General features: G+C 70.4%; 22 protein-coding genes. 11 read left to right on the top strand and 11 right to left on the bottom strand.

What is annotated here, in order from left to right; all coding sequences use genetic code 11:
* Positions 1-6: 6 nt before the first annotated feature.
* Positions 7-2277: an ATP-binding protein gene (locus D7X30_RS21045; protein WP_120564724.1), complete on the bottom strand. Its 2271-nt coding sequence runs from the start codon at positions 2275-2277 to the stop codon at positions 7-9.
* Between the two features lie 271 nt (positions 2278-2548).
* On the opposite strand from D7X30_RS21045, the gene D7X30_RS21040 reads away from it, so the two are divergent.
* The 3 genes from D7X30_RS21040 (at position 2549) to D7X30_RS21030 (ending at position 7307) form a co-directional block, all read left to right on the top strand.
* Complete coding sequence (locus tag D7X30_RS21040; RefSeq protein ID WP_120564723.1) at positions 2549-4780, top strand: tryptophan synthase alpha chain; 2232 nt, start codon at positions 2549-2551, stop codon at positions 4778-4780.
* Positions 4781-4939: 159 nt separating this feature from the next.
* Positions 4940-5953 carry a hypothetical protein gene (locus D7X30_RS21035; protein ID WP_120564722.1) on the top strand — a complete coding sequence of 338 codons (1014 nt, stop codon included), beginning with the start codon at positions 4940-4942 and terminating at the stop codon, positions 5951-5953.
* 148 nt (positions 5954-6101) lie between these two features.
* Positions 6102-7307: a peptidylprolyl isomerase gene (locus tag D7X30_RS21030; protein WP_120564721.1), complete on the top strand. Its 1206-nt coding sequence runs from the start codon at positions 6102-6104 to the stop codon at positions 7305-7307.
* A gap of 33 nt (positions 7308-7340) precedes the next feature.
* Here D7X30_RS21030 and D7X30_RS21025 read toward each other — a convergent pair whose 3' ends face one another.
* Positions 7341-7841 (bottom strand): hypothetical protein, encoded by a 501-nt coding sequence (locus D7X30_RS21025; RefSeq protein WP_120564720.1) that lies wholly within the window; start codon positions 7839-7841, stop codon positions 7341-7343.
* Positions 7842-8052: 211 nt separating this feature from the next.
* Here D7X30_RS21025 and ppk1 point away from each other — a divergent pair, with 211 nt between their 5' ends.
* Positions 8053-10218: a polyphosphate kinase 1 gene (gene ppk1, locus D7X30_RS21020; RefSeq protein WP_120564719.1), complete on the top strand. Its 2166-nt coding sequence runs from the start codon at positions 8053-8055 to the stop codon at positions 10216-10218.
* A 15-nt stretch (positions 10219-10233) separates the two neighbouring features.
* On the opposite strand, the gene D7X30_RS21015 is transcribed toward ppk1, so the two are convergent.
* The 4 genes from D7X30_RS21015 to D7X30_RS21000 form a co-directional block, all read right to left on the bottom strand.
* On the bottom strand, positions 10234-10824 hold the full coding sequence (locus D7X30_RS21015) for a hypothetical protein (protein ID WP_120564718.1): 591 nt from the start codon (positions 10822-10824) through the stop codon (positions 10234-10236).
* A gap of 126 nt (positions 10825-10950) precedes the next feature.
* Positions 10951-12093 (bottom strand): App1 family protein, encoded by a 1143-nt coding sequence (locus D7X30_RS21010; protein ID WP_120564717.1) that lies wholly within the window; start codon positions 12091-12093, stop codon positions 10951-10953.
* Between the two features lie 32 nt (positions 12094-12125).
* Positions 12126-13979 (bottom strand): glycoside hydrolase family 15 protein, encoded by a 1854-nt coding sequence (locus D7X30_RS21005; protein ID WP_120564716.1) that lies wholly within the window; start codon positions 13977-13979, stop codon positions 12126-12128.
* Positions 13976-15070 carry a glucose 1-dehydrogenase gene (locus tag D7X30_RS21000; protein ID WP_120564715.1) on the bottom strand — a complete coding sequence of 365 codons (1095 nt, stop codon included), beginning with the start codon at positions 15068-15070 and terminating at the stop codon, positions 13976-13978. Before D7X30_RS21000 ends, D7X30_RS21005 begins: the two co-directional genes overlap by 4 nt.
* 227 nt (positions 15071-15297) lie before the next feature.
* Between D7X30_RS21000 and D7X30_RS20995 the strand changes: the two genes are divergently transcribed.
* From D7X30_RS20995 to D7X30_RS20980, 4 genes are all read left to right on the top strand, one after another.
* Complete coding sequence (locus D7X30_RS20995) at positions 15298-15843, top strand: hypothetical protein (RefSeq protein ID WP_120564714.1); 546 nt, start codon at positions 15298-15300, stop codon at positions 15841-15843.
* 133 nt (positions 15844-15976) lie between these two features.
* Positions 15977-16894 carry an ABC transporter ATP-binding protein gene (locus D7X30_RS20990; RefSeq protein WP_120564713.1) on the top strand — a complete coding sequence of 306 codons (918 nt, stop codon included), beginning with the start codon at positions 15977-15979 and terminating at the stop codon, positions 16892-16894.
* A 13-nt stretch (positions 16895-16907) separates the two neighbouring features.
* Positions 16908-17669 (top strand): ABC transporter permease, encoded by a 762-nt coding sequence (locus D7X30_RS20985; RefSeq protein WP_120564712.1) that lies wholly within the window; start codon positions 16908-16910, stop codon positions 17667-17669.
* Between the two features lie 68 nt (positions 17670-17737).
* A complete protein-coding gene (locus D7X30_RS20980; RefSeq protein WP_120564711.1) occupies positions 17738-18754 on the top strand; it encodes an ABC transporter substrate-binding protein in 1017 nt (338 codons plus the stop codon).
* Here the strand turns inward: D7X30_RS20980 and D7X30_RS20975 are convergent.
* Positions 18751-19182, bottom strand: coding sequence for a hypothetical protein (locus D7X30_RS20975; RefSeq protein ID WP_120564710.1), 432 nt, complete (start codon positions 19180-19182; stop codon positions 18751-18753). The two genes, D7X30_RS20980 and D7X30_RS20975, sit on opposite strands and share 4 nt — an antisense overlap.
* A gap of 203 nt (positions 19183-19385) precedes the next feature.
* Between D7X30_RS20975 and D7X30_RS20970 the strand changes: the two genes are divergently transcribed.
* Entirely contained in the window at positions 19386-20366 is a 981-nt protein-coding gene (locus D7X30_RS20970) for an NYN domain-containing protein (RefSeq protein ID WP_120564709.1), read from the top strand.
* A 41-nt stretch (positions 20367-20407) separates the two neighbouring features.
* Here D7X30_RS20970 and D7X30_RS20965 read toward each other — a convergent pair whose 3' ends face one another.
* Positions 20408-22450 carry a PilZ domain-containing protein gene (locus tag D7X30_RS20965; RefSeq protein ID WP_120564708.1) on the bottom strand — a complete coding sequence of 681 codons (2043 nt, stop codon included), beginning with the start codon at positions 22448-22450 and terminating at the stop codon, positions 20408-20410.
* Between the two features lie 422 nt (positions 22451-22872).
* Between D7X30_RS20965 and D7X30_RS20960 the strand changes: the two genes are divergently transcribed.
* Both D7X30_RS20960 and D7X30_RS20955 read left to right on the top strand, forming a co-directional pair.
* On the top strand, positions 22873-23364 hold the full coding sequence (locus D7X30_RS20960) for a YkgJ family cysteine cluster protein (protein WP_120564707.1): 492 nt from the start codon (positions 22873-22875) through the stop codon (positions 23362-23364).
* A gap of 39 nt (positions 23365-23403) precedes the next feature.
* Positions 23404-24141: a hypothetical protein gene (locus tag D7X30_RS20955; RefSeq protein WP_233591690.1), complete on the top strand. Its 738-nt coding sequence runs from the start codon at positions 23404-23406 to the stop codon at positions 24139-24141.
* 18 nt (positions 24142-24159) lie between these two features.
* On the opposite strand, the gene D7X30_RS20950 is transcribed toward D7X30_RS20955, so the two are convergent.
* The 3 genes from D7X30_RS20950 to D7X30_RS20940 form a co-directional block, all read right to left on the bottom strand.
* A complete protein-coding gene (locus tag D7X30_RS20950; protein ID WP_147443259.1) occupies positions 24160-24528 on the bottom strand; it encodes a hypothetical protein in 369 nt (122 codons plus the stop codon).
* A gap of 288 nt (positions 24529-24816) precedes the next feature.
* A complete protein-coding gene (locus tag D7X30_RS20945) occupies positions 24817-25173 on the bottom strand; it encodes a hypothetical protein (protein ID WP_120564705.1) in 357 nt (118 codons plus the stop codon).
* Entirely contained in the window at positions 25166-25732 is a 567-nt protein-coding gene (locus tag D7X30_RS20940; protein WP_120564704.1) for a hypothetical protein, read from the bottom strand. Before D7X30_RS20940 ends, D7X30_RS20945 begins: the two co-directional genes overlap by 8 nt.
* Position 25733: the final 1 nt, after the last annotated feature.

Below are 25733 nucleotides of genomic sequence, written 5' to 3'. Positions count from 1 at the left end.
CGGGCGTCACTGGTGGAGCGGAGACGACTCCGCCACCGACGTCTCCTCCATCAGCCGGGGCACGCGCGGCAGGTCCACCGTGAAGGTGGCGCCCCGCCCCGGCACGCTCTCCACGCGGATGACGCCGCCGTGCGCCTCCACCAGCTGGCGGGCGATGTAGAGCCCCAGCCCGTAGCCGGCCTTCGTCCGCGCGGCGCGCTCCCGCTCGAAGCGCTCGAAGACGCGGCGCTGGGCCTCCGGCGCGATGCCCACGCCCTCGTCGCGCACCCGCAGCCGCGAGTGGTCCGCGTCCAGCGCGCATACCGACACCGTCACCGGGTGGCCCCGGCCGAACTTCAGCGCGTTGGACAAGAGGTTGGTCACCACCCGGTCCAGGCGGATGCGGTCCCACTGCCCCACCTGCCCCTCCTCCACCTCCAGCCGCAGGTCGCAGCCCGCCTCCACGGCGGCCTCCGCGAAGCGCTCCACCACCTCGCGCGCCAGCTCCCCCAGGTCCATGGGCGCCGCGTCCAGCAGCCGCTTGCCGGAGGACAGCCGCGACAGGTCCAGCAGGTTGTGGAGCAGCTGGCCCAGCCGCTGCGCCTGCCCGCGCGCCGCCACCAGTCCCTGGCGCACGTCCTCGTCGCTGCCGGCCGCCTGCGAGCGCTGCACCTTGCTGAGCAGCAATTGCAGCGCTTGCAAGGGATTGCCCAGGTCGTGCGCGGTGACGGCGATGAGGTCCACCGCCTCGCGCGCCTCGCGCAGGAGCCGCGTGTTCTCCAGGGCCAGCGCCGCGCGGCCGGCCAGCTCCTCCACCAGCACCTGGTCCGCCTGCGTGAAGCGGCGGTGGCCCCGGGCCGTCAGCAGCACGAAGGCGCCCAGCGTCTCGCTGCCCGCGCGCAGGGGCACCACCATGGAGGAGCCGATGGCGACGCGCTCGATGAGCAGCCGGTGCTCGTCGGTCTCCGCGGAGGCCGCCAGGTCGTCCATCTCCACCTCCACGTCCATCCGCGAGCGCCCGGTGCGCATCACCTCCCAGACGACCGGAGGCATGCCCGAGCGGGGCGGAAACCGCCGCAGCGCCTCCCACAGGCTCGCCTCGCGTTCGGGCTGCACGTGCGTCACCGCCCGGGGCCTCAGCTCGCCCGCGGGCGTGAGCAGGTAGAGGATGCAGCCGTCCGCCACCTCCGGCACCAGCAGCCGCGCCACCTCCGCCGCCGTCAGGTCGGGGTCCAGGGACTGGTGGAAGACGCGGCCGGCCTCCGCGAGCAGCTCCTGCACCCGCTCCTGGCGCCGCTGCTCGGTGATGTCGCGCGTCACCACGGAGAAGCCCTGGGGCCCGCCGTCCTCGTCGCGCAGCGCGGTGATGGACACCTCCGCCCAGAAGCGCGAGCCGTCCTTGCGCTGCCGCCAGCCCTCCGTGCGCAGCCGCCCCTCCTGGAGGGCCCGCGACAGGTCCCGCTCCGACCTGCCCGCCGAGGCCTCCTCGGACGTGTAGAAGACGGAGGTGGGCCGGCCTTGAATCTCCGCCTCGCTCCAGCCTTGGATGCGCTCGGCGCCCGGGTTCCAGCTGGCCACCCGTCCGCGCGCGTCCAGCAGCACCAGGGCGTAGTCGCGCACGCCCTCCACCAGCGCCTGGAAGCGGTGCGCGCTGGCCACCGCCTCGCGCCGGAGCGGGTGGAGCCGGCGGTGGAGCACCCACGCCAGCACCCCCGCCACCGCCAGCCCCAGCAGGGAGGCCAGGAGCAGCAGCGCCGTCTCCCACCGGTCCACCCGCACCGAGGACCGGTTCTCCACGGACAGCCGCTCCTGCACCCTGCGCTCCAGGTGGGCCTGCGCCTCGCGCACCCGCCCGTGGGCTTGGGCGAGCCGCTCGCGCGCCAGCTTCTGTTCCTGGGGCGTGGGCGTGTTCACGAGCGCGCGCAGGGCCGCTTCGTGCGCCTGCTCCGCGGCGCGCACCTCCCACACCAACGCCTCGTCCGCGGGAGTATCCAGCCGCGCGGCCAGCCGTTCCGCGGTGTCCAGGAAGCGCCGCCGTGCCTGCGCCGTGTCCCGGGAGAGCGACTGCCCGCCCGCCAGCAGCGAGCTGTTGGCCAGGGACACCTTGTCGCTGAAGGCCCGCCCCAGCAGCCCCACCTCCTGCAGGTCCAGGGAGCGCTCCATCACCCGCGACCGCACGGAGGCGCGCGTCAGCAGGAGCGCCACGACGGCCAGGACCAACAGGACGAGCGCCACCAGGAGGCTCGCCCCGAGCCCCCACCCCTCCTCCTGTCTCGCGCGCCTGGGACCTGCCGCCATGCGTCCCTTTCCCGCTGGACGCACATGTCCATTCGCGCCCCCGCGTCCATTCACGGTGGGGCCCTCCCTCCCTCGCGCCCACCCCCCTCCCTGGCCCGGCCGGTGTCCACCAGTGCGCGCCTTCCCGGCGGGCAGGGCGGGACAGTGACGCCTTTCCGACCGCCGGAGGCGCTCCGGGGCTTGCCGCCGCTTCGCGAGGACCGGACCGCTCCCCACCCTTGTCCCCAGGGCCCATGGCGGGTGGGTCCTTCACGGGCGGCGGGAACGGGGCATGGGGCGGACGGGCGGGTGGCCAGGCTGGGTGTTGCTCCTGGGGCTGTGGGCGGCGTGCGGCCGGACGCTGCCGGAGGACACGGTCTCCTCCAGGGTGGCCTCGCGGCCCCCGTCCCTCTGCGTGCCCATGACGTGTGAGTCCCAGGGGCTGGACTGCGGCTACGCCATCGACGGGTGCGGCGGCACGCTCCAGTGTGGCGAGTGCGCGGAAGACCAGGCCTGCGGCGGGGGCGGCGTGCCCAACGTCTGCGGCCCTTTGCCCTGCGTCCCCAGCAGCTGCGAGGCGCGCGGCGCCACCTGCGGGCCGCTCTCGGACGGCTGCGGCGGCGTGCTCGACTGCGGCACGTGCGCGCCCCCGGAGGTCTGCGGAGGCGCCGGCGTGCCCAACGCCTGCGGGCCTCCGGCCTGCGTGCCCACCACCTGCGAGGCCTCGGGCAAGAACTGCGGCCAGGTCGCGGATGGCTGCGGCGGCGTCCTGGACTGTGGCGCGTGCGGGCCGGACGAGACGTGCGGCGGAGGCGGCACCGCGAACGTGTGCGGCCGCGCGCCGTGCGTCCCCACCACCTGCGAGGCGTTAGGCAAGAACTGCGGCGCCGTGTCCGACGGTTGCGGCGGCGTCCTGGAGTGCGGCGCCTGCGGCGAGGGGCTCACCTGCGGCGCGGGCGGCGTGGCCAACGTCTGCGCCGCCCCGCTGTGCCAGGCGGCCACCTGCGCCGCGCTGGGGAAGAGCTGCGGCGAGGTGCTGGACGGCTGCGGCGGCGTCCTGGAGTGCGGCGCCTGCGCGGCCGACGCGACCTGCGGCGGCGCGGGTGAGGCCAACGTCTGTGGCGCCGGCACCTGCGTGCCCACGACCTGCGCGGCCCAGGGCGCGAACTGCGGCCGCGTGTCCGACGGCTGCGGCGCGGTGCTGGAGTGCGGAGGCTGCCTCGCGTCCAAGACCTGCGGCGGCGCGGGCGTGCCCAACGTCTGCGGCAAGGCCGCGTGCACGCCGTCCACCTGCGAGGCCCTGGGCAAGGACTGCGGCCAGGTCGCGGACGGCTGCGGCGGCACGCTCGACTGCGGCGCGTGCGGCGAGGGACTCACCTGTGGCGCGGGCGGCGTCCCCAACGTCTGCGCGGTCCCGGGCTGCCGGCCGGCCACCTGCGGCTTCCTGGGCGCGACGTGCGGCGCGGTGGTGGATGGCTGCGGCGGCACGCTCGACTGCGGCGCGTGCGCGGCGCCGGAGACCTGCGGCGGCACGGGCGTGCCCCACGTCTGCGCGCCTCCGGAGCCCGTGTGCGTGGACCGGGACCTGGGCAGCGCACTGCCGGTGTCGCTGAAGGGCTCCACCGTGGAGGCCCGGGACGACCATGCCGCCTCTTGCGGAGGCGCGGGCGCTCCGGACCGGGGCTACCTGTGGACGGCGCCCCGGGCGGGCACCTTCACCTTCGACACGGCCCGCTCGGCGGTGCGGTCCGTCATCGCCGTGTACGCGGACGGCTGCGGCGGCGAGGAGCTGGCGTGCGCCACGGGCGGCATCAGCTACGGCGGTGGGGCCCGGGTGGCGGTGACGCTGACGCAGGGCCAGCGGGTCCTGGTGACGGCGGACGCCGTGGCTGGCGGGTCCTTCACGCAAGGCGCCTTCGAGCTGCACATCGACGAATTGCGCGCCACCGAGGCCGGCGCCTCCTGCTTCGACGGCATGGACAACGACGGGGACCGCTGGGTGGACTGCGCCGACACCGAGTGCCGCGACGAGCCCCGCTGCAAGGGCCAGGGCTGCGCCCACCACGACCTGGGCAGCGCCCTGCCCGTCACCTTCCAGGGCGAGACGGCCCTCTCCGGCGACGGCTTCCAGGGCACCTGCGGCGCGCTGCTCCAGCAGGACCGCGCCCACCTATGGACGGCGCCCAGGGCCGGCACCTTCGTCTTCGACACCTCGCCCGGCAACGACCCGGACGCGGGCGGCCACGCCCTGTACCTCCTCGCCGGCTGCCGGGGCACGGAGCTGGGCTGCTCCGCGCACCCACATCCCACGACAAAGGGGGCCCCGGCGCTGAAGCTCACCCTGGCGCAGGGGCAGTCCGTGCTGGTGGTGGTGGACGGCATGGCCCGGCCGGACCGGGACACCCCCATCCGCTACACCCTCCACGTCACCGAATGGGTCCCGTCCGAGGCGGGCCACTGCCACGACGGCGCGGACAACGACGCGGATGGCCGGGCCGACGACGCGGACCCCGACTGCCGCTGACGCTGACGCTGACGCGCCGTGCCACAACCGGTGTCCCACACCTACCTTCTCAGCACATGTGAGGTGCTACGCAACTGATCGACGGCTGTTGCGATAATCCCCGCAAGACGTCAGCAGCCCTTCCAATCCATTCCTCGAACTCCGACGAGGGAGCCCCACATGAGCCTCATCAACCGCGCCCGCAATGCCGTCTCCAACACCATCCGCCAGGTGCAGCAGGACCCCATCAAGGCGGCGAAGGACATCGGGACGCAGGCGAAGAAGGGCTACGACACCTTCAACAAGGTGAAGACGGCCGTGAAGGACGGCTTCGACAACGTCAAGAGCCTGAAGACGGACGGCTTCAAGGCGACGCTGAAGGGCAACGTCGACAAGCTGGTCTCCAAGGCCACGGACCCGAAGACCAAGCTCGACCTCAAGGGCAAGCTGGGCATCGCGGGCGGCGCCGTGGGCACCATCACCAACGCCGCGAAGCTGGTGGGCCAGGCCGGCACGGCCATCTCCGACGTGCGCAACGCCGTGCGCTCCGGCTCCAGCGAGGACTGGAACAAGGCGCTGGGCTCCGTCGCCACCGCCGGCAAGACGGCGGTCAGCACCGTCAAGGGCGGCCTGGAGCTGGCCCGCGACGTGAACAAGTTCGGCAGCGCGTACAAGGCCGCCAGCGGCGCCTTCAAGGCCGCGGTCCCGGGCGCCGGCCCCAAGCTGGCCCGCGCCGCCGCCGGTGCCGCCGCCAAGGCCGCCTTCGAGGGTGGCGCTTCCTCCGCCATCAAGAACGGCGTGCGCACCGCCCTGAAGACCGCCGTCAGCGAGTCCGGCGTGGCCCTGAAGGCCGCCACGGGCACCGCGTCCCGCGCCGCCGCCCGCGCCGCGCTGTCCGAGGGTGGCAAGGCCGCCGCCAAGGCCGGTGCGACCGCCGCCGCCAAGGCCGCCGGGGGCACCCTGGCCAAGGCCGCCGGCCGCTTCGCCCCGGGCGCGAACATCGCCATCGCCGCCTTCGACACGGCGAACGCGGTCTCCACCCTGCGTGACCCGAACGCCAGCACCACCAAGAAGGTCACGGGCGTCATCACCGCCGTGGGCTCCATCGCCGCCGCCACCAACATCCCGGTGGTCAGCCAGGTGGGCGCCGCCGTCTCCGCCGTCTCCAGCTTCGTCGGCGGCCTGTTCGGCTAAGCCGGTGAAGTGACTGAAGGGCCCCGGGCGTTCGCCGCCCGGGGATGTCCCCGGGGGGGCGTTTTCTGGTAGGCACCGTGACCGAGTGAGACGCGCTCGTTTCAATCCCCTCTGGGACCACGGTCGATACCTGCCAGGAGGCCCTCCGGTGGCCACGAAGAAGAATCCTCCCGAGAAGCCGTCAGCCGCCCCCGCCGCCAAGGCACCCGGCCCGTCTTCCACCCCGGCGAAGCCGGCGAAGTCCGCCGCCGCCTCCTCCAGCCCCAAGCCCCCGGAAGCGCCCGCCGCCCCGGCGCAGGCCCCCGTGCAGCAGCTGGTGCAGCGGCTGCCCGTGGCGCCCGGCCTGGGCCACCAGGCGGACCTGCCGACGGTGAAGGCCCCGTCGCTGGAGAACCTGAACATCCGCGTGCCCGAGGGCGAGGACCTCACGGAAGAGGACCTGCTGGAGCGCTTCCACGAGCTGGCCCGCGCGAAGGCGCAGGTCCGCGAGCGCGCGGAAGGCGAAGCGCTGGCCATGGGCGACGACGTCCGGCTGGACATCCTGGGCTACGCCAACGGCCGCCTCATCCCGCTGAGCACCCGCATGGGCTACTGGATGGAGTTGGCCCCCCAGGTGATGCTGCCCGGCTTCGCGGAGGTCATCGCGGAAGCCAGCGTGGGCGACAGCGTGGAGGTGGGGCTGGTGCTGCCGGACAACTACCCGGCGGAGCAGCTGCGCGGCATGCCGGCGCGCTTCCTGGTGGACGTGCGCGGCGCGCGCGAGGTGAGCATGCCCGACACGGAGTCGGACGCGTTCCTCCAGCAGCTGGGCCGCGGCTCCACGCATGAAGAGGTCATGAGCTCCATCGTGGAGGAGATGGAGGGCGAGATGGCCGACATGCTCTGGGTGGACGCGCGCAACCGGGTGCTGGACGAAATCGTCGCCCGCGCGGACGTCACCGTGCCCAAGCCGCTGGTGGACGAGGAGATCCGCCGCCGCTGGCTGCAGGCGGAGGGCGAGGTGCTGGCGCAGAAGTTCTTCAGCCTGGAGGAGCAGCAGGAGGCGCTGGACGGCTGGCTGCACCACCCGGGCATCCGCGACGACGTGGAGCGCCGCCTCAAGATTGCCCTGGTGCTGCGCGCCATCGCGCAGCGGGACAAGCTCCAGCTCACGCCGCAGTATGCGCTGGAGCTGCTCAAGGAGTCCTCGGAGCCCTTCGGCATCACCGAGGCGCAGCTGCGCGAGTCCATGCTGGACCCGGCCGCGTCCGCGCAGATGACCGACGTCGCGTGGCACCTGCTCGCCGTGGAGCACGTGATGACGCAGGCGAAGGTGACCTTCGAGGGCGCCGAGGCGGGGCTCGCCCAGGGCTGACAGTCCCCCTGCCCTGCTCCGGAGCCCGGGTGGCTACCCCGCCGGGTTCTTGGGCGCGGGCGGCTCCTGCCCGGGCGCGATGAAGGCCCCCGTCGCGGGGTCTATCTGCCAGGCCGAGTACTGGTGCGTGAGCACGTCGCGCACCTGCCCCTGCTCGTAGCAGACCGAGTACACGACGAAGACCTCGTTCACGAAGTTGGGCCGGCCGTAGCGGTAGCAGTCCTGGTCGCCCTGCTTCTGGAGCGTGAGCGGGTGGCCCAGCAGGCCCCCGACCTCCTGGGTCGTCATCCCCGCGCGCAGCACCTTGATGCCGTGCGGCGTGACGACGGAGAAGGACGTTCCGTTTGCACGCCAAAGAGTGAAGAACCCCAGGGCGAGCACCACCGGCACCGCGGCGGCCACGAACCAGGTGAAGGTGAAGCGGTTGGACTTCTTCTTGGACCCTTCGCGGAAGGCCGTGAACAGGGCGTCCGGGGAGGTGTCCGCCGGGGCATCGTCCGGAGTGACCGGGAAGGAGGGATTGGGAGTACTCACCCTTCTTGAATGCCGTCAGTGCCCGCCGGATTCAAGCGATGGACTGCCGGGGAGTCCACAGGCCGTACGCCTCCCCGGCCACTGCAGGGGTCATCCGGGGTGGGATACGCCCGGATGTCCGGTTCCGGGCCAGGCGTGCGAGTTCACAATCGGCGCGGTGCGGGACTGCTACAGGGCACACCCTGAGAAACATCTCGAGGAGTCACACGTCATGGCGAAGCGCGCGGCCGCCAAAGGTACCCCCCAGAAGCTCGTGGACCGGGACGTCGTCCCCCCGGGCACGGAGGTGCCGGACAGCGACCTGTTCTTCAACCGGGAGCTGTCGTGGCTGGCCTTCAACGACCGGGTGCTGCAGCTGGCCGAGGCGCCGGATGTGCCGCTGATGGAGCGGCTGAAGTTCACCTCCATCTACGCGCGCAACCTGGATGAGTTCTTCATGATCCGCGTGGCGCGGCTGCACGAGCAGCTCACCGCGCGCGTGGGCCGCCTGGTGCCGGACGGCGCGTCCCCGGGCGACACGCTGGACAAGCTGCACACGGGCATCCTGGAGCAGGGCCGGCGCCACGCGGACTGCTTCGAGAAGGTCCTGCGCCCCGCGCTGGCGGAGAAGGGGCTGCGCATCCTGTCCATGAAGGAGCTGGACGCGGATCAACGCGCGCAGGTGGAGCAGCGCTTCCGAGATCAGATCTTCCCCGTGCTCACGCCGCTGGCCATCGGGCTGGGACGGCACTTCCCGTACATCTCCAACCTGTCCCTGAGCCTCGCGGTGCTCCTGCGTGACCCGGTGGCGGAGGAGGAGAGCGTGGCGCGGGTGAAGGTGCCCAAGGAGATTCTCCCCCGCTTCGTGCCGCTCAAGGGGGGCGCGCTCTTCGTGCCGCTGGAGGAGATCATCGCGCAGCACCTGGGGGACCTGTTCCCCGGGATGGAGGTCCTCAACTGGAGCCTGTTCCGCGTGACGCGCGACGCGGACTACACCGTGTCCGAGGACGCGGAGGACCTGCTCAAGGCGGTGGAGACGGAGCTCAGCCAGCGCCGCTTCGGGGACGTCATCCGCCTGGAAATCCAGGCGGGGATGAACGCGAAGCTGCTGGAGCCGCTGGTGGAGGCGCTGACGCTGGAGCCCCGGCAGGTGTACGAGGAGCACGGCCTCCTGGACCTGGCGGACGTGATGTCGCTGGCGATGACGCCGGGCTTCTCCGAGCTGCGCGACCCGCCCTGGACGCCGGTGACGCAGGCGCGGCTGCGCACGGACAACGAGTCCGCGGACGGAGGGGGCACGGTGATGTCCGCGATGCGCCGGGGCGACCTGCTGGTGCACCACCCCTACGAGTCCTTCACCTCCTCCGTGGAGCGCTTCGTGAGCGAGGCGGTGGAGGACCCGGACGTGCTGGCGCTGAAGCAGACGGTGTACCGCACGTCGGACAGCTCCCCGCTGGTGCCCGCGCTCATCCGCGCGACGGAGCACGGAAAGCAGGCGGTGTGCATGGTGGAGCTGAAGGCGCGCTTCGACGAGCGCACCAACATCCGCTGGGCGAACGCGCTGGAAGAGGCGGGCGTGCACGTCGTGTATGGGATTCCCAGCCTGAAGACGCACGCGAAGGCCATCCTCATCGTGCGGCGCGAGGGCGAGCGGGTGCGGCACTACGTGCACATCGGCACGGGCAACTACAACCCGAAGACGGCGCGGCTCTACACGGACCTGGGGTTGTTCACCACGGACCCGGACATTGGCGCGGACGTGGCGGACGTCTTCAACTTCCTCACCGGCTTTGGCCGGCCGCGCTCCTTCCGCAAGCTGCTGGTGGCGCCGCTGACCATGCGCGAAGGGCTGATGGAGGAGATCAAGAAGACCCAGGCGGCGCACACGCCGGAGGCGCCCGCGCGCATCATGATGAAGATGAACGCGCTGGTGGACCCGGGCATCATCCGCGCGCTCTACGACGCGTCCCGCGCGGGCGTGCGCGTGGACCTCAACGTGCGCGGCATCTGCTGCCTGAGGCCAGGGGTGCCGGGCGTGTCGGAGCACATCCGGGTGGTGTCCAACCTGGGCCGCTTCCTGGAGCACCCGCGCATCTACGCCTTCGAGCGGGGCGCGACGTCGCGGTGCTACATCGGGTCCGCGGACATGATGCCGCGCAACCTGGACCACCGGGTGGAGATATTGGCGCCGGTGGAGGACCCCACCCTGGCCGCGCAGGTGAAGGACGTGGTGGAGCGCTGCATGGTGGACACCAGCGGCGCGTGGGAGCTGGGCTCGGATGGCACGTGGCGGCGGCGCACCGCCACCATGTCCAACGACAAGCGCTCCGCCCAGGGTGAGCTCATGGAGCGCGCCATCCGCATGGTTCATATGCAGAGCGGGCGCCCCGTGGCCTGAGCGGGCCCCTACGGCTCAAATCTCGTGGTTCACCAGGTTGAACACCGCCACGCGGTGCGACTGGGGGAACAGCACGATGAACAGGTGGTTCCAGTCAGACGCGCCCGGGGCCACCAGGTACGAGCTGTAGAAGTAGCGGATCTGCACCTGCTCCGTGCCGTTGCCAATCTCCGTGAGCAGGTGCGGGTCCAGCGCGTCGAAGAAGAAGAGCGCGTCGGACAGCGTGCTGAACGGCACCGTGCCCCGGTCCTGCCAGGGGTAGTAGCTGTAGTCCTGCGACAGCGCGAACACCGACTCCACCGCGTCCGCCAGCGTGGGCGCCTGCGTCGAAGTCCACGGGAAGCCGTAGACGTCCAGCGTGCCGTCACACCAGTTGTTGTGCGTGTCGCACTCGTCGTTGCCGGCCTCCATGATGGACTCCAGCAGCGGCGTCGGGCCCTCCCACTCCAGCTCGATCTGGCTCAGCTTCGACTCCACCGTGCGCACGGACTGGGTGGACTCGGGCGCCGTCGGCGTGGGCTCCTCCGTCGGCGCGGGCGCGTTGTTGCACGCACCCAGGAACAGCGCGGAAGCCAGCACGGACCACTTCAGGGTGTTTCGCGACATGTGGACGACCTCGGGGGGATGAAGCGAGGGAGGCCCGCGTGTGCCACAGCCCCCTCCCCACCCTCAAGCCTCAACAGGTCTCCCGTGCACGTGTCACCGCGCCGTGACGCGCGGGGTTGGAAATCTTCAGCCCCGCTCGCCCAGGGCGCTCCGCGCGGCGTCCTCGCGGCGGTGGGCCTCCACCTCCGGGACCTCCTCCCAGCGGATCCACCCGGCGCGCGCCGCGTGCCTCGCGGCGGCCACCGTGTCGTCCACGACGACCAGCTCACTGCCCGCGTCGCGGATGTCCTTCGCGATGGCCTCCATCTCCTCGTCGCGCTTGGAGCCCCCCGGCACGTTGCGGATGTAGACGCAGCGGATGCGGTCCGGGTACTCGCGCACGATGGTGCGGTAGTGCTCCGCGTCCTCCTGGCCGCTGTCCCCAATCAGCACGAAGGGCAGATGCGACAGCGTCTCCAGCACGCCGCGAATCTTGTCCAGCTTGTGCCCGTGCCCCCCGCCCGGCGCGAAGCCGTGGCGAGACAGGCCCCAGTCGCGCAACAGCAGCGGACCAATGGGGATGCGGTGGATGGCGAGGAACTCGTCCAGGTGCTCGTAGAGGTTCCACGGGCTGCTGGACACGTAGAAGATGGGGTTGTCCGCCCCGCCGCTCGCGCCCGCCTGGAGCGCCGCGTAGAACGCGTCCACGCCCGGGAAGGGCAGCCGCACCCGGTGCTCCGTGAGGAACAGCGCCCACGCGCGCTTGAGCGGATCCGTCACCCCCGTGGCGATGACCGTGTCGTCGATGTCGCTGATGACGCCCAATTCCGCGCTCGTCCCCGCCACCCGCACCGGCGCGGTCACGCGCGGCACGCCTTCGGCCTCCGGCGACAGGAGCTCCAGCTCCACCATGTGCCAGCCGGAGCGCACGCCTTCAGGAGGCGGCACCCACAGCTCCAGGAAGCCCTCCTCGTCCGTCACGCCCTCCCAGCGCTTGTCCCCCCAGCGCACCGCCACGTGCGCGCTGGAAACCTCCCGCGTCATGTAGCGCTTGTAGGAGGCCACGGCGCTGCTCCACAGCGTGTGGCGCTGGCGCTGGGGCGTCACCTTGCGCTCCTCCAGCACGCGCGCCTTGATGACCACGCGCTCAGGGGTGCCGTAGCCCCGGTAGGGCAGGATGCGCAGCGGCGGGGCGATGCCCAGCCCCTTGCGCACGCGGCGGCTCAGCACGTCGTAGTGGGCATCCGCCTTGACGGCGAAACGGAACAGCAGCGGGTACAGGTCGGGCATGGCGGGTGCTCGCGAGTCTACCGTCCCCTCCGTCAATCGTGGCGGCCCAACGTCCGGTCCAGGTTGTATGCGGCGCTGATGAGCGACAGGTGCGTGAGCGCCTGCGGGAAGTTGCCCATCGCCTCGCCGGACATGCCCGTCTGCTCCGCGTACAGCCCCAGGTGGTTCGCGTAGCCCTGCATCCGCTCGAAGATGAGCCGCGCCTCGTCCAGCAGGTCCGGCCGCACGCTGCTCGCGCGTGTCATCGCCTCCACCAGCCAGAAGCTGCACAGGTTGAAGGTGCCTTCGCTGCCTTCAATCCCATCCAGCTTCTCGTCCGCCTCGTAGCGGAACACCAGGCCGTCCGACGTCAGGCCTCCCTCCTTCGGCGCCTTCCGGATGACGTCCAGCGTGGAGATCATCCGCGGATCCACCGGCGATAGGAAGAACACCAGCGGCATCAGGAGGTTCGCCGCGTCCAGCGATTCGTGCCCGTAGGCCTGGATGAAGGCGCCCTTCTCCTGGCACCAGCCCTTGTCCATGATCTCCTCGAAGATGGCGTCGCGCGTCTTCAGCCACTTCGCCCGGTCCGCCGGCAGGCTGCGCTTGTCCGCGAGCCGGATGGCCCGGTCCACCGCCACCCAGCACATCAGCTTCGAATAGACGAAGTGACGGCGCGAGCCGCGAATCTCCCAGATGCCCTCGTCCTCCATCTGCCAGTGGTCGCACAGCCAATCCACCAGCCGCCGCAGGTGCCGCCAGAAGTCATACGAGATGGGCGTGGCGTACTTGTTGGACAGGTACACGGAGTCCATCAGCTCCCCGTAGATGTCCAGTTGCAGCTGGTTCGCCGCGGCGTTGCCAATGCGCACCGGCCGCGCGCCGCCGTAGCCGCGCAGGTGATGCAACTGCTCCTCGTCCGGCACCCGGCTGCCGTCCAGGCGGAACATCAGCGGCAGCGGCCCGTCCCCGTTCTCCGCGCAGCGCTTCTCCACCCAGCGCATGAAGGCGGCGGCCTCCTCGTTGAAGCCGATGCGGATGAACGCGTAGATGGTGAAGGCCGCGTCGCGCAGCCAGCAGAAGCGGTAGTCCCAGTTGCGCGTGCCGCCGGGGGACTCCGGCAGGCTGCACGTGGGCGCCGCGATGATGGCCCCGGACGGCTCGAAGGTCATCAGCTTCAGGGCCAGCGCCGAGCGCTGCACCATCTCCCGCCACCGCCCCGTGTACTTGCACTTGGACACCCAGTGGCGCCAGTAGTCCACCGTGTCGCGGAAGAGCTTCTCCGCGGAGTCGTGCGTGTGCAGGTGGTGGTGGCAGCCCTCCACGCCGCCCTCGCGCAGGGTGAAGACCGCGGACTGGCTCTCCTTCAGCGTGAAGTGCGCGACGACGCCGTTCTTCTCCTGCTTCAGGGGAATGGGCGTCACCAGCTGCATGCTCAGGCCCTTGGAGATGAAGGCCGCGCCGCCCTTCACCACGTGCGTCTCATGCTCGTCCCGGGCGTAGTTGAACGCCGGGAAGCACTCCATGCGGAAGGACATCTCCCCGCGAACCACGCGGATGCGCCGCAGGACCTCGCGCCCCTCCGCCTTCGCCCCCTTCCCCAGGGGCATCAGGTCGATGAGCTCTCCCACGCCGTTCGGCGTGTAGAAGCGCGTCACCAGCACGTTGGTGTCCGGCCAGTAGAACTGCCGCTTCATCACCCCGTCCGGCTCCGGGGACACGCGCCAGTAGCCGCCCCTCTCCGGGTCCAGCAGCGCCGCGAAGATGCTGGGGCTGTCGAAGTGCGGATAACACAGCCAGTCGATGGTGCCCTCGTTGCCCACCAGCGCCACCGTGCGCAGGTCGCCGATGATGCCGTGGTCTTCAATGGCGATGCCGCCCCTCAGGTCCTCGTGGTGGGGATTCACCGGGCATGCTCCTGGAACGAGATGACGTGCTTGATGCCGCCCTTCGCCTCCGCCACCTTCGCGAACTCCGACGGCGGGTGGCGCTGGGTGATGAGCGCCTCCAATCTCCCCGGCCACTTCGCGCGGAAGCGGGCCAGGTCCTCCAGCGCTTCACGGAAGTCGCTGTCCGACGCGTTCACCGTGCCGAACATCACCCGGTTGCCCAGGACGAGCTGCCCCAGGACCTGGTCGCCTTGCAGCTCCAGCGGTTCCTCGCGCCCGGGCACGCCGGTGAAGATGAGCACGCCGTTCTCCTCCAGCACCTGGAGCGAGTCGAAGGCCACCTTCGACGCCCCCGTCGCCTCGTAGATGACGTCCACGCCGCCCAGCTGCTTCTTCAAGGCCTCCACCGTCACCTCCTTCGAGGAGAGGTACGGCGCGCCCACCGCTTCGGACGCGGCGGCCTTCTCGTTGGGCTTGGGGCTGCGCGAGTACACCGTCACGTCGAAGCCCGCGCGCATCAGCGCCATGGCCCCCAGCTGCGCCACCGGCCCCGCGCCCAGCACCAGCGCCTTGCCGGGGTTCAGCTTCCACGGCAGGCGGGACTGGATGTGCGCCACCTCGCGCAGGCCCTTCTCCGCGATGGTGAGCGGCTCGGTGAGCACGGCCACGCCGCGCAGGTCGTCGTCCGCCTTGTGCAGGTAGGCCGCGTCCTCCACGAAGTGCTCCGCGCAGAAGCCGTGCGCGCCCTGGATGCCGCGCTCCGTGTAGTCCCCCGTCACGCAGAAGTCCGGGTGGCCATGGCTGCACGCGGGGCAGCGCGTGTGCGGACAGGGCCTGCGCACCCGGGGCACCACCAGGTCCCCTGGCTTCAGGCCCTGCACGTGCGCGCCCACCTCCATCACCTCGCCCAGGCACTCGTGGCCCAGGATGAGGTGGTCCTCGCCCTTGGGCGCCGCGCCGTGGTTGCCCTTCAGGATGTCCTGGTCGGTGCCGCACACGCCCACCTCCAGCGTGCGCACCTTGACCTGGGTGGGCGAGTGCAGCCGCGGTTCGGGAACGTCGAGGACGCGCACCTCGCGCGAGGGGAACATGACGGCCACGGCCTTCATGGGTGGGGTGACTCCTTCCGGGCGAAGTGCTGAAGGTCCCAGGACAAGGGGTGCGGACTTGGGACCCATGTCGCAAGTGCCCGTCCGCCGCCCTGCGTTTCCCACCCGGCCCACCAGAGGGGACCGCCGCTGAACAGCCCGGGCCGCCCGCCTGCCTGGAGGGCGACACTCGCGGCCGCGTGAAAGCACTGCCCCCCTGGGGGCGCGCGGGTCTATAGAAACGGGCCGTGCGTGCGACCCCCGCCTCCCGACGCAGCCGCGCCACCGCCATCGGTGCCACGGCCTTCCTGATGCTCGCCCTGCCCTTCCTGGTGCTGGGGGTGTTCTTCCTCGGCCAGAAGGCGCGCATGGACCTGCGCTGTGAGCCCCAGGGCCCGTGCGTCCTCAGCCGCTCCAGCTGGCTGGACCAGGAGGAGGTGGGCCGCTACGCGCCCGGGGACATCCAGGGCGTGGAGGTGGCCCGCAGCCGCAGCACCCGCAAGGGCGCGGCGCCCATCTTCCGGGCCCAGCTGCAGACGACCTCCGGCGTCCAGCCGCTCGCCTACCAGTGGACGGAGTCCGAGCCGGAGGCCCAGGCCTTCGCGGACACCGTGCGGCGCTACCTCGCCGGTCCCCGCACGGACGCACTCGCGGTGTTCCAGGACGACCGCAAGGCGTCGCTGCGCGTGGGCGGCGCCTTCACCACCGTGGGCCTGGGCGTGCTCGCCCTGAGCCTGTGGCTGCTCTCCCGCACGCTGGCGCATCGCAAGGCGGAGCGGGCCGCCGTCTCCTGACGGACGACAATGCGCGCCGAAAAGCAGCCGACCGGGCGCCTTGGACTTCACTTCCTGTCCTACAGTGAAAGGCGCCTGCCCGCTTCCAGGCCCCTCCTGTGCGACCGCGGGGCAGGTGAATAGGTTGTGGCGAATGTTTCGACGCCTCATCGAGCGGATGCGGGGCCTGCGCCGGGCGGCGCCCTACCTCCTTCGGCCCGCGAATGTGGACGCGGACCGGGCGAAGATCTCCATCGCGCAGCTGGACCACCACTACTCCAACAAGGTCGTGGCGCTGAAGGACGTGAACCTCAACGTCCGCTCGGGTGAGTTCGTCTGCCTGCTCGGCCCTTCCGGCTGCGGCAAGTCCACGCTGCTCTACGCGCTCGCCGGTCACGTGGTGCCCACCGGCGGCCGCGTGGCCATTGACGGCAAGCCCATCCACGGGCCCGGTCCGGACCGGTTGCTCATGTTCCAGGAGGCGGCGCTGTTCCCGTGGCTCACCGTGCGCGGCAACATCACCTTCGCGCTGGCCGCCCGGGGCGTGCCCCGCACCGAGCGCCGCGAGCGGGCCAACGCCTTCATCCAGCGCGTGCGCCTGGAGGGCTTCGAGGACACGCTGCCCCACCAGCTCTCCGGCGGCATGAAGATGCGCGCCAGCCTGGCCCGGGCGCTCGCGGTGGACCCCACCGTGCTGCTGATGGACGAGCCCTTCGGCGCGCTGGACGCCCAGACGCGCGTGCACATGCAGGAGCTGTTGCAGTCCATCTGGCTGCGCTCCGGCAAGACCGTGGTGTTCGTCACCCACGACGTGCAGGAGGCGCTGATGCTGGGCACCCGCGTGGTGCTGATGGCGCCCCGGCCGGGCCGCGTGGTGGAGGACCTGGAGATTCACCTGCCCATGCCGCGCTCGCTGGAGGACCCATCCCTGGACGCGATGGCACGCGACATCCGCCACCGGCTGCGCGCCGCGGAAGAGCACGCCCCGGAGGCCCCGCCCGCGGAGCCCGTGCACCGCCGCACGCGCACGCCGTCCAGCCTGCCTCGCCCAAGCGTCGTGAGCAGCCGTTAGAGGGGACACCGCCATGCTGAAGTGGGCGCAGAAGCTGGGGATGATCGCGCTGCTCTTCGCGCTCTGGGAGGGGCTGTCCCGCTCGGGCATGTGGAACAAGCACCTGTTCCCCGGGCCGCTGGAAGTGATTCAGACGCTCATCGCCATGGCCCGCGACGGACAGCTGGGCGGCGCCACGCTGCGCTCGCTGGGCCGGCTGACGCACGCCTACCTCATGTCCGTGAGCATCGGCGTCCCGCTGGGGCTCTGCATCGCGCGGCTGTCCTTCTTCCGCAACGCGGTGAAGCCGGTGGTGATGGGCCTGCAGGCCCTGCCCTCCATCTGCTGGCTGCCCCTGGCCCTGCTGTGGTTCGGCCTCAACGACGCCGCCATCCTCTTCGTGGTGGTGATGGGCAGCGTGCTGGGCATCGCCATCGCCACCGAGGACGCGGTCAACGGCCTGGACCCGCAGCTGGCCCGCGTGGCCAGCACCCTGGGCGTGCGGGGCCTGCGCTTCTACTTCGGCGTGCTCCTGCCCGGCGCGCTGCCCGGCATCGTCACCGGCCTCAAGCTGGGGTGGAGCTTCGCGTGGCGCGCGCTGCTCGCGGGCGAGCTGCTCTTCGTCTCCGGCGGCCTGGGCCAGCTGCTCACCATGGGCCGTGAGCTGATGGACGTGTCGCAGGTGATGGCTGTGATGCTGGCCATCATCCTCATCGGAATCACGGTGGACCGCGTCCTCTTCCAGACGGTGGAGACGCGCCTCAGGCGCCGGTGGGGCCTGACGGCCTCCGTGTGAGCCTCAAGACGCTTGTGCACTCACGGGCATTGATAACAGGCGGGGAATCTCCATTAGCGTGACGCACCATGCATTCCGCGCGTCCGCTGTCCCTGCTCCTCGGTGTCTGCACCGTCCTCCTGGTGGGCGTCACGTCCTGCAAGAAGGACACGCCCTCCGGCGCCAACGCGCCCCTGCGCGTGGCCTTCTTCCCCAACATCACGCATGCGCAGGCGTTGGTGGCGAACTCGGAGGGGCTCTTCGGGTCGCAGCCCGGCATGGGCCACGTGGAGGTGCGGCAGTTCAACGCGGGCCCCGCGGCCATGGAGGCGCTGGTGGCGGGCTCCGTGGACGTGGCCTACGTGGGCCCGGGCCCCGCCATCAACACGTACCTCAAGGCCGGCAAGGAGCTGCGCATCATCGCGGGCGCGGTGAACGGCGGCGCGGTGCTGGTGGTGAAGAACGTGAAGACGGCCGCGGAGCTCAAGGGCAAGAAGCTGGCGACGCCGCAGCTGGGCAACACGCAGGACATCGCCCTGCGCACCTGGCTGAAGGCCCAGAAGCTGAGCATCACCACGGACGCGGGCGGCGACGTGCAGGTGATTCCCATCAGCAACCCGGACATCCTGGCGCAGTACCTCCAGGGCGCCATCGAGGGCGCGTGGGTGCCCGAGCCCTGGGGCGCGCGCATGCTCGCCGAAGGGGGCGGTCACATCCTGGTGGACGAGCGCGACCTGTGGCCGGACAAGCGCTTCCCCACCACGGTGGTGGTGACGACGAAGAAGGTGCTGGAGACGCAGCGCCCGCGCATCGCGGCGCTCCTGGGCATCCACGTGCGGCTCACCGAGCGCTGGCGCGCGGACCCGGCGGCCTTCGCCACGTCCGTCAACGCCGCCTTCGGCCAGCTCACGCGCAAGCCCCTGCCGGCGCCCGTGCTCCAGGACGCGTTCTCCCGCCTGGAGCCGAGCCTGGACCCGGTGCCCGCCGCGCTGAAGACGTCCGCCGAGCACGCGAAGTCACTGGGCTTCATCCCCAGTGACGACGTCGCGGGGCTCGTGGACCTGAGCGTCCTGGACGAGGTGCGCGGCGGCGCGAAGCCGAACTAGTCCTGCTTCTCCCCCAGGAGGGACAGGGCCACGTTGTCCGTCTCGTCCACCTGGTAGAGGGCCAGGACCTGCTGCCCCTTCTCCGGTTGCTTGTGGATGGTCAGGTTGGTCATGTCCAGTGGCACCACCGGACCGGTCACGTCCTTCACGTACAGGGTCATTCCGGATCGCTTCACCACCGGCCCGCTGACCTGACGCATCTTGTCCGGGTCCGCGGTGATCTGCCGCACGGGCAGGCCCGGGGAGACGATGCTCGGCGTCAGGGTGGGGACGGTGTCCCCGGCGTTGGACGGGCTGGTGCTCGCCCGCTCGGTGTAAATCCCCAGCATGTATCCGGATTGGTCGCCGTCCTTGGTGACCGTGGGTTCACTCGCCAGGGCGGGGCCCGCGCACAACAAGAGGCCGAGCGTTGGCGCGGTCCACGCCATGGCTCGCCAACGTCGGGGGAATCCGTGCATCATGGTGCCACCTCCGTGTCACGGGGGCGCTGCCCCCGGGGTCTGTCCCAACGTAGGGTGGGTGGCACTGAATGTTCAGCGGCGGAACACGGGCCGTGCGTGAGGCCGCTTCCCCACAGTAGGGTGGCGCGCACGCGAGCCAAGGACCGCTCGCATACAAATACGAGGCACCTTTGGCTGGACGTACCGACGAGCAGCACCGCATCGCTCTCTTCATCGACTTCGAGAACCTGGTCACCAACACCGGCATCAGCGCCAACAACTTCGACCTGCAGCCCGCCCTGGACCAGCTCCTGGAGCAGGGCAAGGTCGTCTTCCGCCGCGCGTACTGCAATTGGTCGCGCTTCGAGGACGCGAAGCAGCGCCTGCACGACGTGGGCGTGGAGCTGGTGGACGTGCCCCCCTCCACCCGCGCCGGCAAGAACAGCGCGGACATGCGCCTGGTCATCGACGCGCTGGAGCTGTGCTACGCGCGCGAGCAGATCGACACCTTCGTCATCGCCTCCGGCGACAGCGACTTCTGCCCGCTGGCGTACAAGCTGCGTGAGAACGGCCGCACCGTCATTGGCCTGGCCGTGCGCGAGGCCAGCTCCCAGATGTTCGTGCGGGCGTGCGACCAGTTCATCTACATGAAGCCCAAGAACCGGGGCGAGTCCTCGCACAAGGACAAGGACCACGGCGGCCGGGGCTCCAAGTCCGACGAGGGCAAGGGCGGCAAGCGGGGTGGGAAGGGCCACGACAAGGGCCACGACAAGGGCGGCAAGGAAGGCGCCGAGTCCAAGGGCGGCAAGCCCAAGGCGGAGGTGCCCGCCGTCGCGCGCGAGGTGGTGCAGAGCCTGCTGCGTCGAGCGACCGGCCCGCTCAACCCGTCACTCGTCAAGGAGACCATCGTCCGCAAGGAGCCCGACTTCGACGAGCGCGACCACGGCTTCTCCACCTTCGCGCGGCTGCTGGAGGCGCTGGAGCAGGAAGGGCTCCTGCGCCGCATCCAGCAGGGGCGCCAGGGTTACATCGTGGGCCCGGATTCGGACTTCGGCGCTCCGGCGCGCGAGACCAAGGGCGGCAAGGGGCGCCACGCCAAGGCGCCCACCCCGGTGGAGGAAGAGGAAGAGGAGCTGGAGTCCTATCCGGACCCGGACGACGAGGGGCTGTAGTCAGCCCTCCCGTCGTTGAAGCTCGGTGAAGCGAGCCTCCACTACGTCGCGCGCGGCGTGGTGGACTCGCAGAGGTGCTCCAGGAACTCCGGCAGCAGGCGGGCGGACATCACCCACAGCTTGCCGTCGCCCAGGTCCGCCAGGGACACGCGCTCCGCGTACTCCACGCAGGTGGCCTCCACGTAGTGGACGAACACCTTGCGGTCGCGCGCGCGGTACCACTCCGCCGCGCGGCCCAGCAGCGCCACGAACGCGTCCTGCACCTCCGGACGCGCGTCGTCCTCCAGCGGCACCAGGCGCACGCCGTCCAGCACGTTGAAGAGGTTCAAGCCCGGCTGCGCGGACTCGAACACCGCGAAGGCCACGGCGCGGCCTTCATGGCGGGCCACCACCAGCTCGCGCTCGCGGGACAGGCCCGCGTCACCCCAGCCGGTGCGCGTGGTCTCCAGGTCGAAGCGCTCCGGCACCAGGTCCAGCGCCTCCCGGTAGGCCTCCGGGCGGGTGCCGGCCACGCGGGCGAAGAAGCTGGCGCGCTCCTCCTGGGTGGGCGCGCCCAGGGTGATGTTCGCGGGCTGCGTCCAGGTGCTGTCCACCTCGCCCTCCATCAGGCGGAAGGGCACGAGGCACGTCTGGCCGGTGTGCGCGTACCAGCTGGCGAAGTCGAACTTCGTGTAGCGCACCCAGCGCACGTTCGCCTCGCAGTAGGCGAAGAACCACTTCACCTCCGGGTCCGCCTGGGTGGGCTCGTAGCCGCGCAGGTAGATGTCGCGCAGGGCCTCGCGCGCGGTGGAGCGGCTGCCCGGGGGCTGGTGCCGCGCCAGCTGGTGCGCCATCCAGCTGCCCGCGTAGGGCTTGAGCACGGACAGCGTGGCCTCCATGCCGTCCTCCGCGGGGCGCACCACGCGGTAGCCCAGCAGCGGCGCCTCCTGGAGCTTGTCCTGCGTGCGGGAGAACTGGTCGCGCAGGCTGGTGAACTTCTCCGGCTCCTTGCCCGGCAGGCGGAAGTAGCCGGAGCGCTCGAAGAGCTTCCAGGTGGCGTCGTTCCAGTCGCCCTCCACCTTGGTGGTGGGGTGGGCCTGGGCCTCCACCAGCGCGCGCCACGCGCGGGCCCCTTCGGCGTCCAGGGGCCGGACGCTCACGCCGCAGCGGCGGCCATGGGGCGTGCTGGAGATGTTGCGCACCTCCGCGCGCAGCCGCACCGGCGCGTGGCCCTCCAGCCCGACCTCCATCACCGGCAGGCGCAGGCCCGGGTACATCAGGTCCTCGCCGGGCTCGGTGAGGAAGGACAGGCCTTCGTAGGAGACATCCAGCAGGCCGCGGTGCACGTGCACCTGGGGCCAGAGCGGGTGGTCGAACTCCACCGTGCAGGACGCGTGGGCCTGCGTGCGGCGCAGCCAGCGGTGGCGGAAGCGCACCAGCGACGTGGGCGCCGGCATCAGGAGCAGTCCGCCCTCCACGCGCGCGGCGTCCGTCTGGAAGTGCACCACGCTGGAGTAGCCGAACGCCTCCAGGGTGAGGGGCCCGGGGGGGAGCACGCCTTGCAGGTTCCAGCCGAACGCGTCCTGGAGCGGCTCGAAGAAGGCGCAGGTGACTTCCGCCACGGCCTGCCCATCACGCGAGCGCAGCACGCCGCGGGCCTGGCGGGACGCGAGCGCTTCGCAGATGCGCGCGACGCGGTCCGCGTGGTCGATCTGCTCGCGCCACACGGGCCGCGTCTCCGGCGTGAGCAGCAGGCCGTTGTCACGCAGCGACTCCAGCAGGCCCACGATGCGGCGGCCCGCGTCCAGCGGCGGCGCGACGAAGCGCAGGCTCACCTCAGGGCGCATGGCGTTGACGCCAATCACCTCCGCGTCCAGCGCGGTGGCCCACCGCTCGCCTTCACCCACCACCACGGACGCGGCCTGTCCCTTGCGGGGCACCGCACGCGACTCCAGGTGGAGCGTCAGGTGCTCCAGCGACAACTGCACCAGACGGCCAGGAGAGAAGTCCGCGCCAAACGAGGCCGCCGCGCTGAGCTCGGTTCCCACCCGGTATCCGAGGAGGGCTTCGCGGCCGGCCGGCGCGTCGTGAGTGTCAGTGTGCATGCGGGGGCTCCCTGATGTCCTACGGGGCATGATCTTACGACGTCCGAAGAAACTGTGTTGTCCCCAGTTACGCGTGACCCGGGGAACTCGGATTCCCACAGAGTGGAGATCATTCATCCCTTCTGCACTGAGACCTTCGGGCCGGTGGGGCGGCCACGCGTTGGACTGTCGCGAATTGGTTTCTCACGAGTCGGGGATTTCCTTCACGGACAGACGCATGGCCTTCCGAGACAGGTTCAGCGCTGTCCCTCCCCTCGGGTCGTGCGGACCCCAGAAACACAGGGTGATTCCGACACATGGAACACGAGGGACATGTCGCATGTCTACTGGTGAGACATGACTAGCCTTGGGGGACGGAGGCCGGGGCGACACACGTCGGGGATGACTCGGCTCCCCGCGAGGCGTTATCCCGGGAGCACGCCATGTCCTCCGCCCTGTCCACCCTCTGTCTCCACTGCGGCATGTGCTGTGACGGCACCCTCTTCACCCAGGTGCCGCTGCGGCCCCCCGAAGCGGAAGCCCTGCGCCAGCGCGGCCTGTCGCTGGCGGTGAAGGAGGACGGCACGGCAGTGCTACCCCAGCGCTGCGCCGCGCTGGAGGGTCTGTGCTGCACCGTGTACGCGGAGCGTCCCGAGGCCTGCCGTCGCTACCGCTGCCAGCTGTTCAACGCGCTGGCGGAGGGAGAGGTGTCCCTGGAGGAGGCCAAGGGCGTAGTGGATACCGCGCACGCCAAGGTGGACGCGGTGGTGCGCGGTGTGGGTTCCGCTGAGGACGGAAGGGGTCCCGCGATGCGTCAGGCGCGGGTGGCCGCGGCCTCGCTGACCTTGGCTCCTGAGACACGAGAATCCCTGGCGCACGCGGAGGTGTACCTGGACCAGCACTTCCGGGGGCGCTTCCGCCGTTCGGGCGGTTAGCGTGGCGAGGTCCTGCTCTCCGACCGAGGTCCTGCTTCCATGAAGACATCCCTGCTGGCCGTGTTGTCGTCCGCCGCGCTGTTCACCGGTGTACCGGCGTTCGCGCAGAACAGTGAGTTCGTGAAGTCCGCGCAGGTGGACCTGGACGGGGACGGCAAGCCGGAGGCGGTGTCGCTCACGGCGGGGGAGGACGGGAAGTTCACGTTGAAGGTGGGCGGCGCGACGTTGAAGGGCGACGCGTCCGGCAACGAGGTCCCGGGATTCCAGGTGGTGGACCTGGACACGGGAGACAAGTGGAAGGAGCTGCTGGTCCAGACGCTGGGGGAGGTGGACGACGGCCACCGCTACCTCGTCTACGGCTACGACGGCCGGGCGGTGAGGCCGCTGGGGAACGTGCACGCGCTGACGGAGGCGAAGGGCAACGGCATCGTCCTGGTCGATAGGTGGATGGGCTTCTGGCAGAAGCGGGACAAGTACACGCTGGACCGCAAGGCGTGGAAGCTGGTGCACGTGCCGCAGGAGCTGTACGCGGTGACGTACGCGCCGGGCGAAGAGGTCACGGCCACGGTGAAGAAGTCCTTCCCGCTGACGCAGAGCCGCACGGGCTCCGCGGTGGTGGCCACGACGGCGCAGGGCACGAAGGTGAAGGTGCTGGCCGCGAGCGTCCCCGCGAAGGGAGAGGTCCTGTACCTGGTGAGGTCGTCGACCGGGCTGGTGGGCTGGGTGCCCGGCAACGTCCTGGTGGAGTCCACGGAGGGACTGCCGCTGGCGGGGTGAGTTGCCTCGCGGCAGCCGCTATTTCGACATGAGGTCAGCGGTCCGTCGCGCCCAATCCACCTTCTCCCTGACGAGGAACGCCGCGAAGTCGGAGACGCTTCGTTCCTGGAGGAGACGGTCAGCGGTTTGTTCAATGAGCTTCCCCAGGTCATTGGGTTCATTGACATACCTGACGCCGAGTGCCGGATAGGCGCCTTGATACTCCACCCGGATGAGGGAGATTTCCACGCCCCTCAGTTGATCCTTCAGCTCGGCTTGCAATCCCTGGACAAGCCACTGAAGCATCGCGACAGCGAACTCATGTTTGTCTGGACACGCTGTGAGCATTCCAAGACTTGAGGGTTCGATGATTTGGTAACCCTTGCTCTCGACGGACTCCGCTTGCATCTGGAACCTCCAGGGCCTGCTGGATTGGGACTTCGCGATGAAATGGACATCCGCGCGGACCTGCGTCATCCACTTGGAGCACGGATGCGAATCACATTGCGTGCTCCGCATCCGTCGCAGACCAGATACCTCTCGAACATTGCCGGGTCTCCGGGAAAAGGCACATCATGAACCCGCAGGATTCCGTCCCCCTTCTCCGGGCAGCGGACCTGGGCCCCTGGATTCTCCGCGAGGATCTTCCCCGCTTCAATCCAGGCCTTGCTCGTCTCAGAGATCATCGTGGCCTTGTCACTCTTTTCGGAGGCTTGACCAATCCAGCTGGATTGAATCGCCCAGGCGCAACACCAGCCGGGCATCGCTTCCTTTATATGAGAAGCGACATGTCATTGTCTGGCCCGCGACTGTCATTGACTCCGCTCCTTCATGGGAGACGGTGATCAGCGGCGAGTCCATGACCTGGAGGGCCGTTTGTACCGACCGCTCGAAGAGATTGAATGAGAGACGCAATCTGACGCCACGGCGGTCCGTGACCTCGTAGCACCAGTATCCATCCTCGACGGTTCGTTCGACCGGGTCCGCGCTGAAGAACTCCAGGAGCTCAAGCTCGTCAGGAATCGAAAACACGCCGCTCTGGCCCTCACTCATCCACGCCGCCCTTCTGGGCGCCGGTGGCGAGGTCGACCTCGAACGTCTGCATCATCTCCGTCCGCATGTCCCAGTACTCACCGATGATGGAGCGCTCCGTCACCTGGATGATCTTCAAGCCATCCCATGACAGCCGCTTCGTCCGCCACCGCAGGCCTTCCGCGCCGTAGGCCACCATTTCGGTGAAGTCCGCGAACACCACGACTCCAGCTGAAGGCACGGCGCGGACGTCCGTCACGGGCATTACCTGGACTGCTTCCCAGGCACTGGGGTCGCGCGCCGTGACGAGGTAGCCCGCGCCTCGCGACACGACACAGAGCTTCTCTGGGTCCGGCATGGCGAGGACGCTGCTGACTCCCGCACCCTTCGCGTTTCCGAACGCGAACATGCCCAGCCAGGGTGCACCGCCTGCTGGCGTGACCTGCACCAGCAAGCCGTTCTGTCCCCCTGCGGTGTTCCCGGGGAAGAAATGCCGCGGAGAGTTCTGCGCGCCGGGGCCTTCATCCAGCACCTCCCACGTATAGGCGCCATGAAAGCCAGGGTTCGTCAGTTCATTCATG

The organism is Corallococcus sp. AB011P, from assembly GCF_003611605.1.
GTDB classification, from domain to species: domain Bacteria; phylum Myxococcota; class Myxococcia; order Myxococcales; family Myxococcaceae; genus Corallococcus; species Corallococcus coralloides.
The sequence above is the reverse complement of the archived record's forward strand: the minus strand, read 5'-3'. Positions and strand labels throughout refer to the sequence as shown.

Coding starts and splice junctions, on each gene's coding strand:
- D7X30_RS21045 (WP_120564724.1), bottom strand. CDS start 2,277: ATGGCGGCAGGTCCCAGGCGCGCGAGACAGGAGGAGGGGTGGGGGCTC.
- D7X30_RS21040 (WP_120564723.1), top strand. CDS start 2,549: ATGGGGCGGACGGGCGGGTGGCCAGGCTGGGTGTTGCTCCTGGGGCTG.
- D7X30_RS21035 (WP_120564722.1), top strand. CDS start 4,940: ATGAGCCTCATCAACCGCGCCCGCAATGCCGTCTCCAACACCATCCGC.
- ppk1 (WP_120564719.1), top strand. CDS start 8,053: ATGGCGAAGCGCGCGGCCGCCAAAGGTACCCCCCAGAAGCTCGTGGAC.
- D7X30_RS21015 (WP_120564718.1), bottom strand. CDS start 10,824: ATGTCGCGAAACACCCTGAAGTGGTCCGTGCTGGCTTCCGCGCTGTTC.
- D7X30_RS21010 (WP_120564717.1), bottom strand. CDS start 12,093: ATGCCCGACCTGTACCCGCTGCTGTTCCGTTTCGCCGTCAAGGCGGAT.
- D7X30_RS21000 (WP_120564715.1), bottom strand. CDS start 15,070: ATGAAGGCCGTGGCCGTCATGTTCCCCTCGCGCGAGGTGCGCGTCCTC.
- D7X30_RS20990 (WP_120564713.1), top strand. CDS start 15,977: ATGTTTCGACGCCTCATCGAGCGGATGCGGGGCCTGCGCCGGGCGGCG.
- D7X30_RS20985 (WP_120564712.1), top strand. CDS start 16,908: ATGCTGAAGTGGGCGCAGAAGCTGGGGATGATCGCGCTGCTCTTCGCG.
- D7X30_RS20980 (WP_120564711.1), top strand. CDS start 17,738: ATGCATTCCGCGCGTCCGCTGTCCCTGCTCCTCGGTGTCTGCACCGTC.
- D7X30_RS20975 (WP_120564710.1), bottom strand. CDS start 19,182: ATGGCGTGGACCGCGCCAACGCTCGGCCTCTTGTTGTGCGCGGGCCCC.
- D7X30_RS20965 (WP_120564708.1), bottom strand. CDS start 22,450: ATGCACACTGACACTCACGACGCGCCGGCCGGCCGCGAAGCCCTCCTC.
- D7X30_RS20960 (WP_120564707.1), top strand. CDS start 22,873: ATGTCCTCCGCCCTGTCCACCCTCTGTCTCCACTGCGGCATGTGCTGT.
- D7X30_RS20955 (WP_233591690.1), top strand. CDS start 23,404: ATGAAGACATCCCTGCTGGCCGTGTTGTCGTCCGCCGCGCTGTTCACC.
- D7X30_RS20950 (WP_147443259.1), bottom strand. CDS start 24,528: ATGCAAGCGGAGTCCGTCGAGAGCAAGGGTTACCAAATCATCGAACCC.
- D7X30_RS20945 (WP_120564705.1), bottom strand. CDS start 25,173: ATGAGTGAGGGCCAGAGCGGCGTGTTTTCGATTCCTGACGAGCTTGAG.
- D7X30_RS20940 (WP_120564704.1), bottom strand. CDS start 25,732: ATGAATGAACTGACGAACCCTGGCTTTCATGGCGCCTATACGTGGGAG.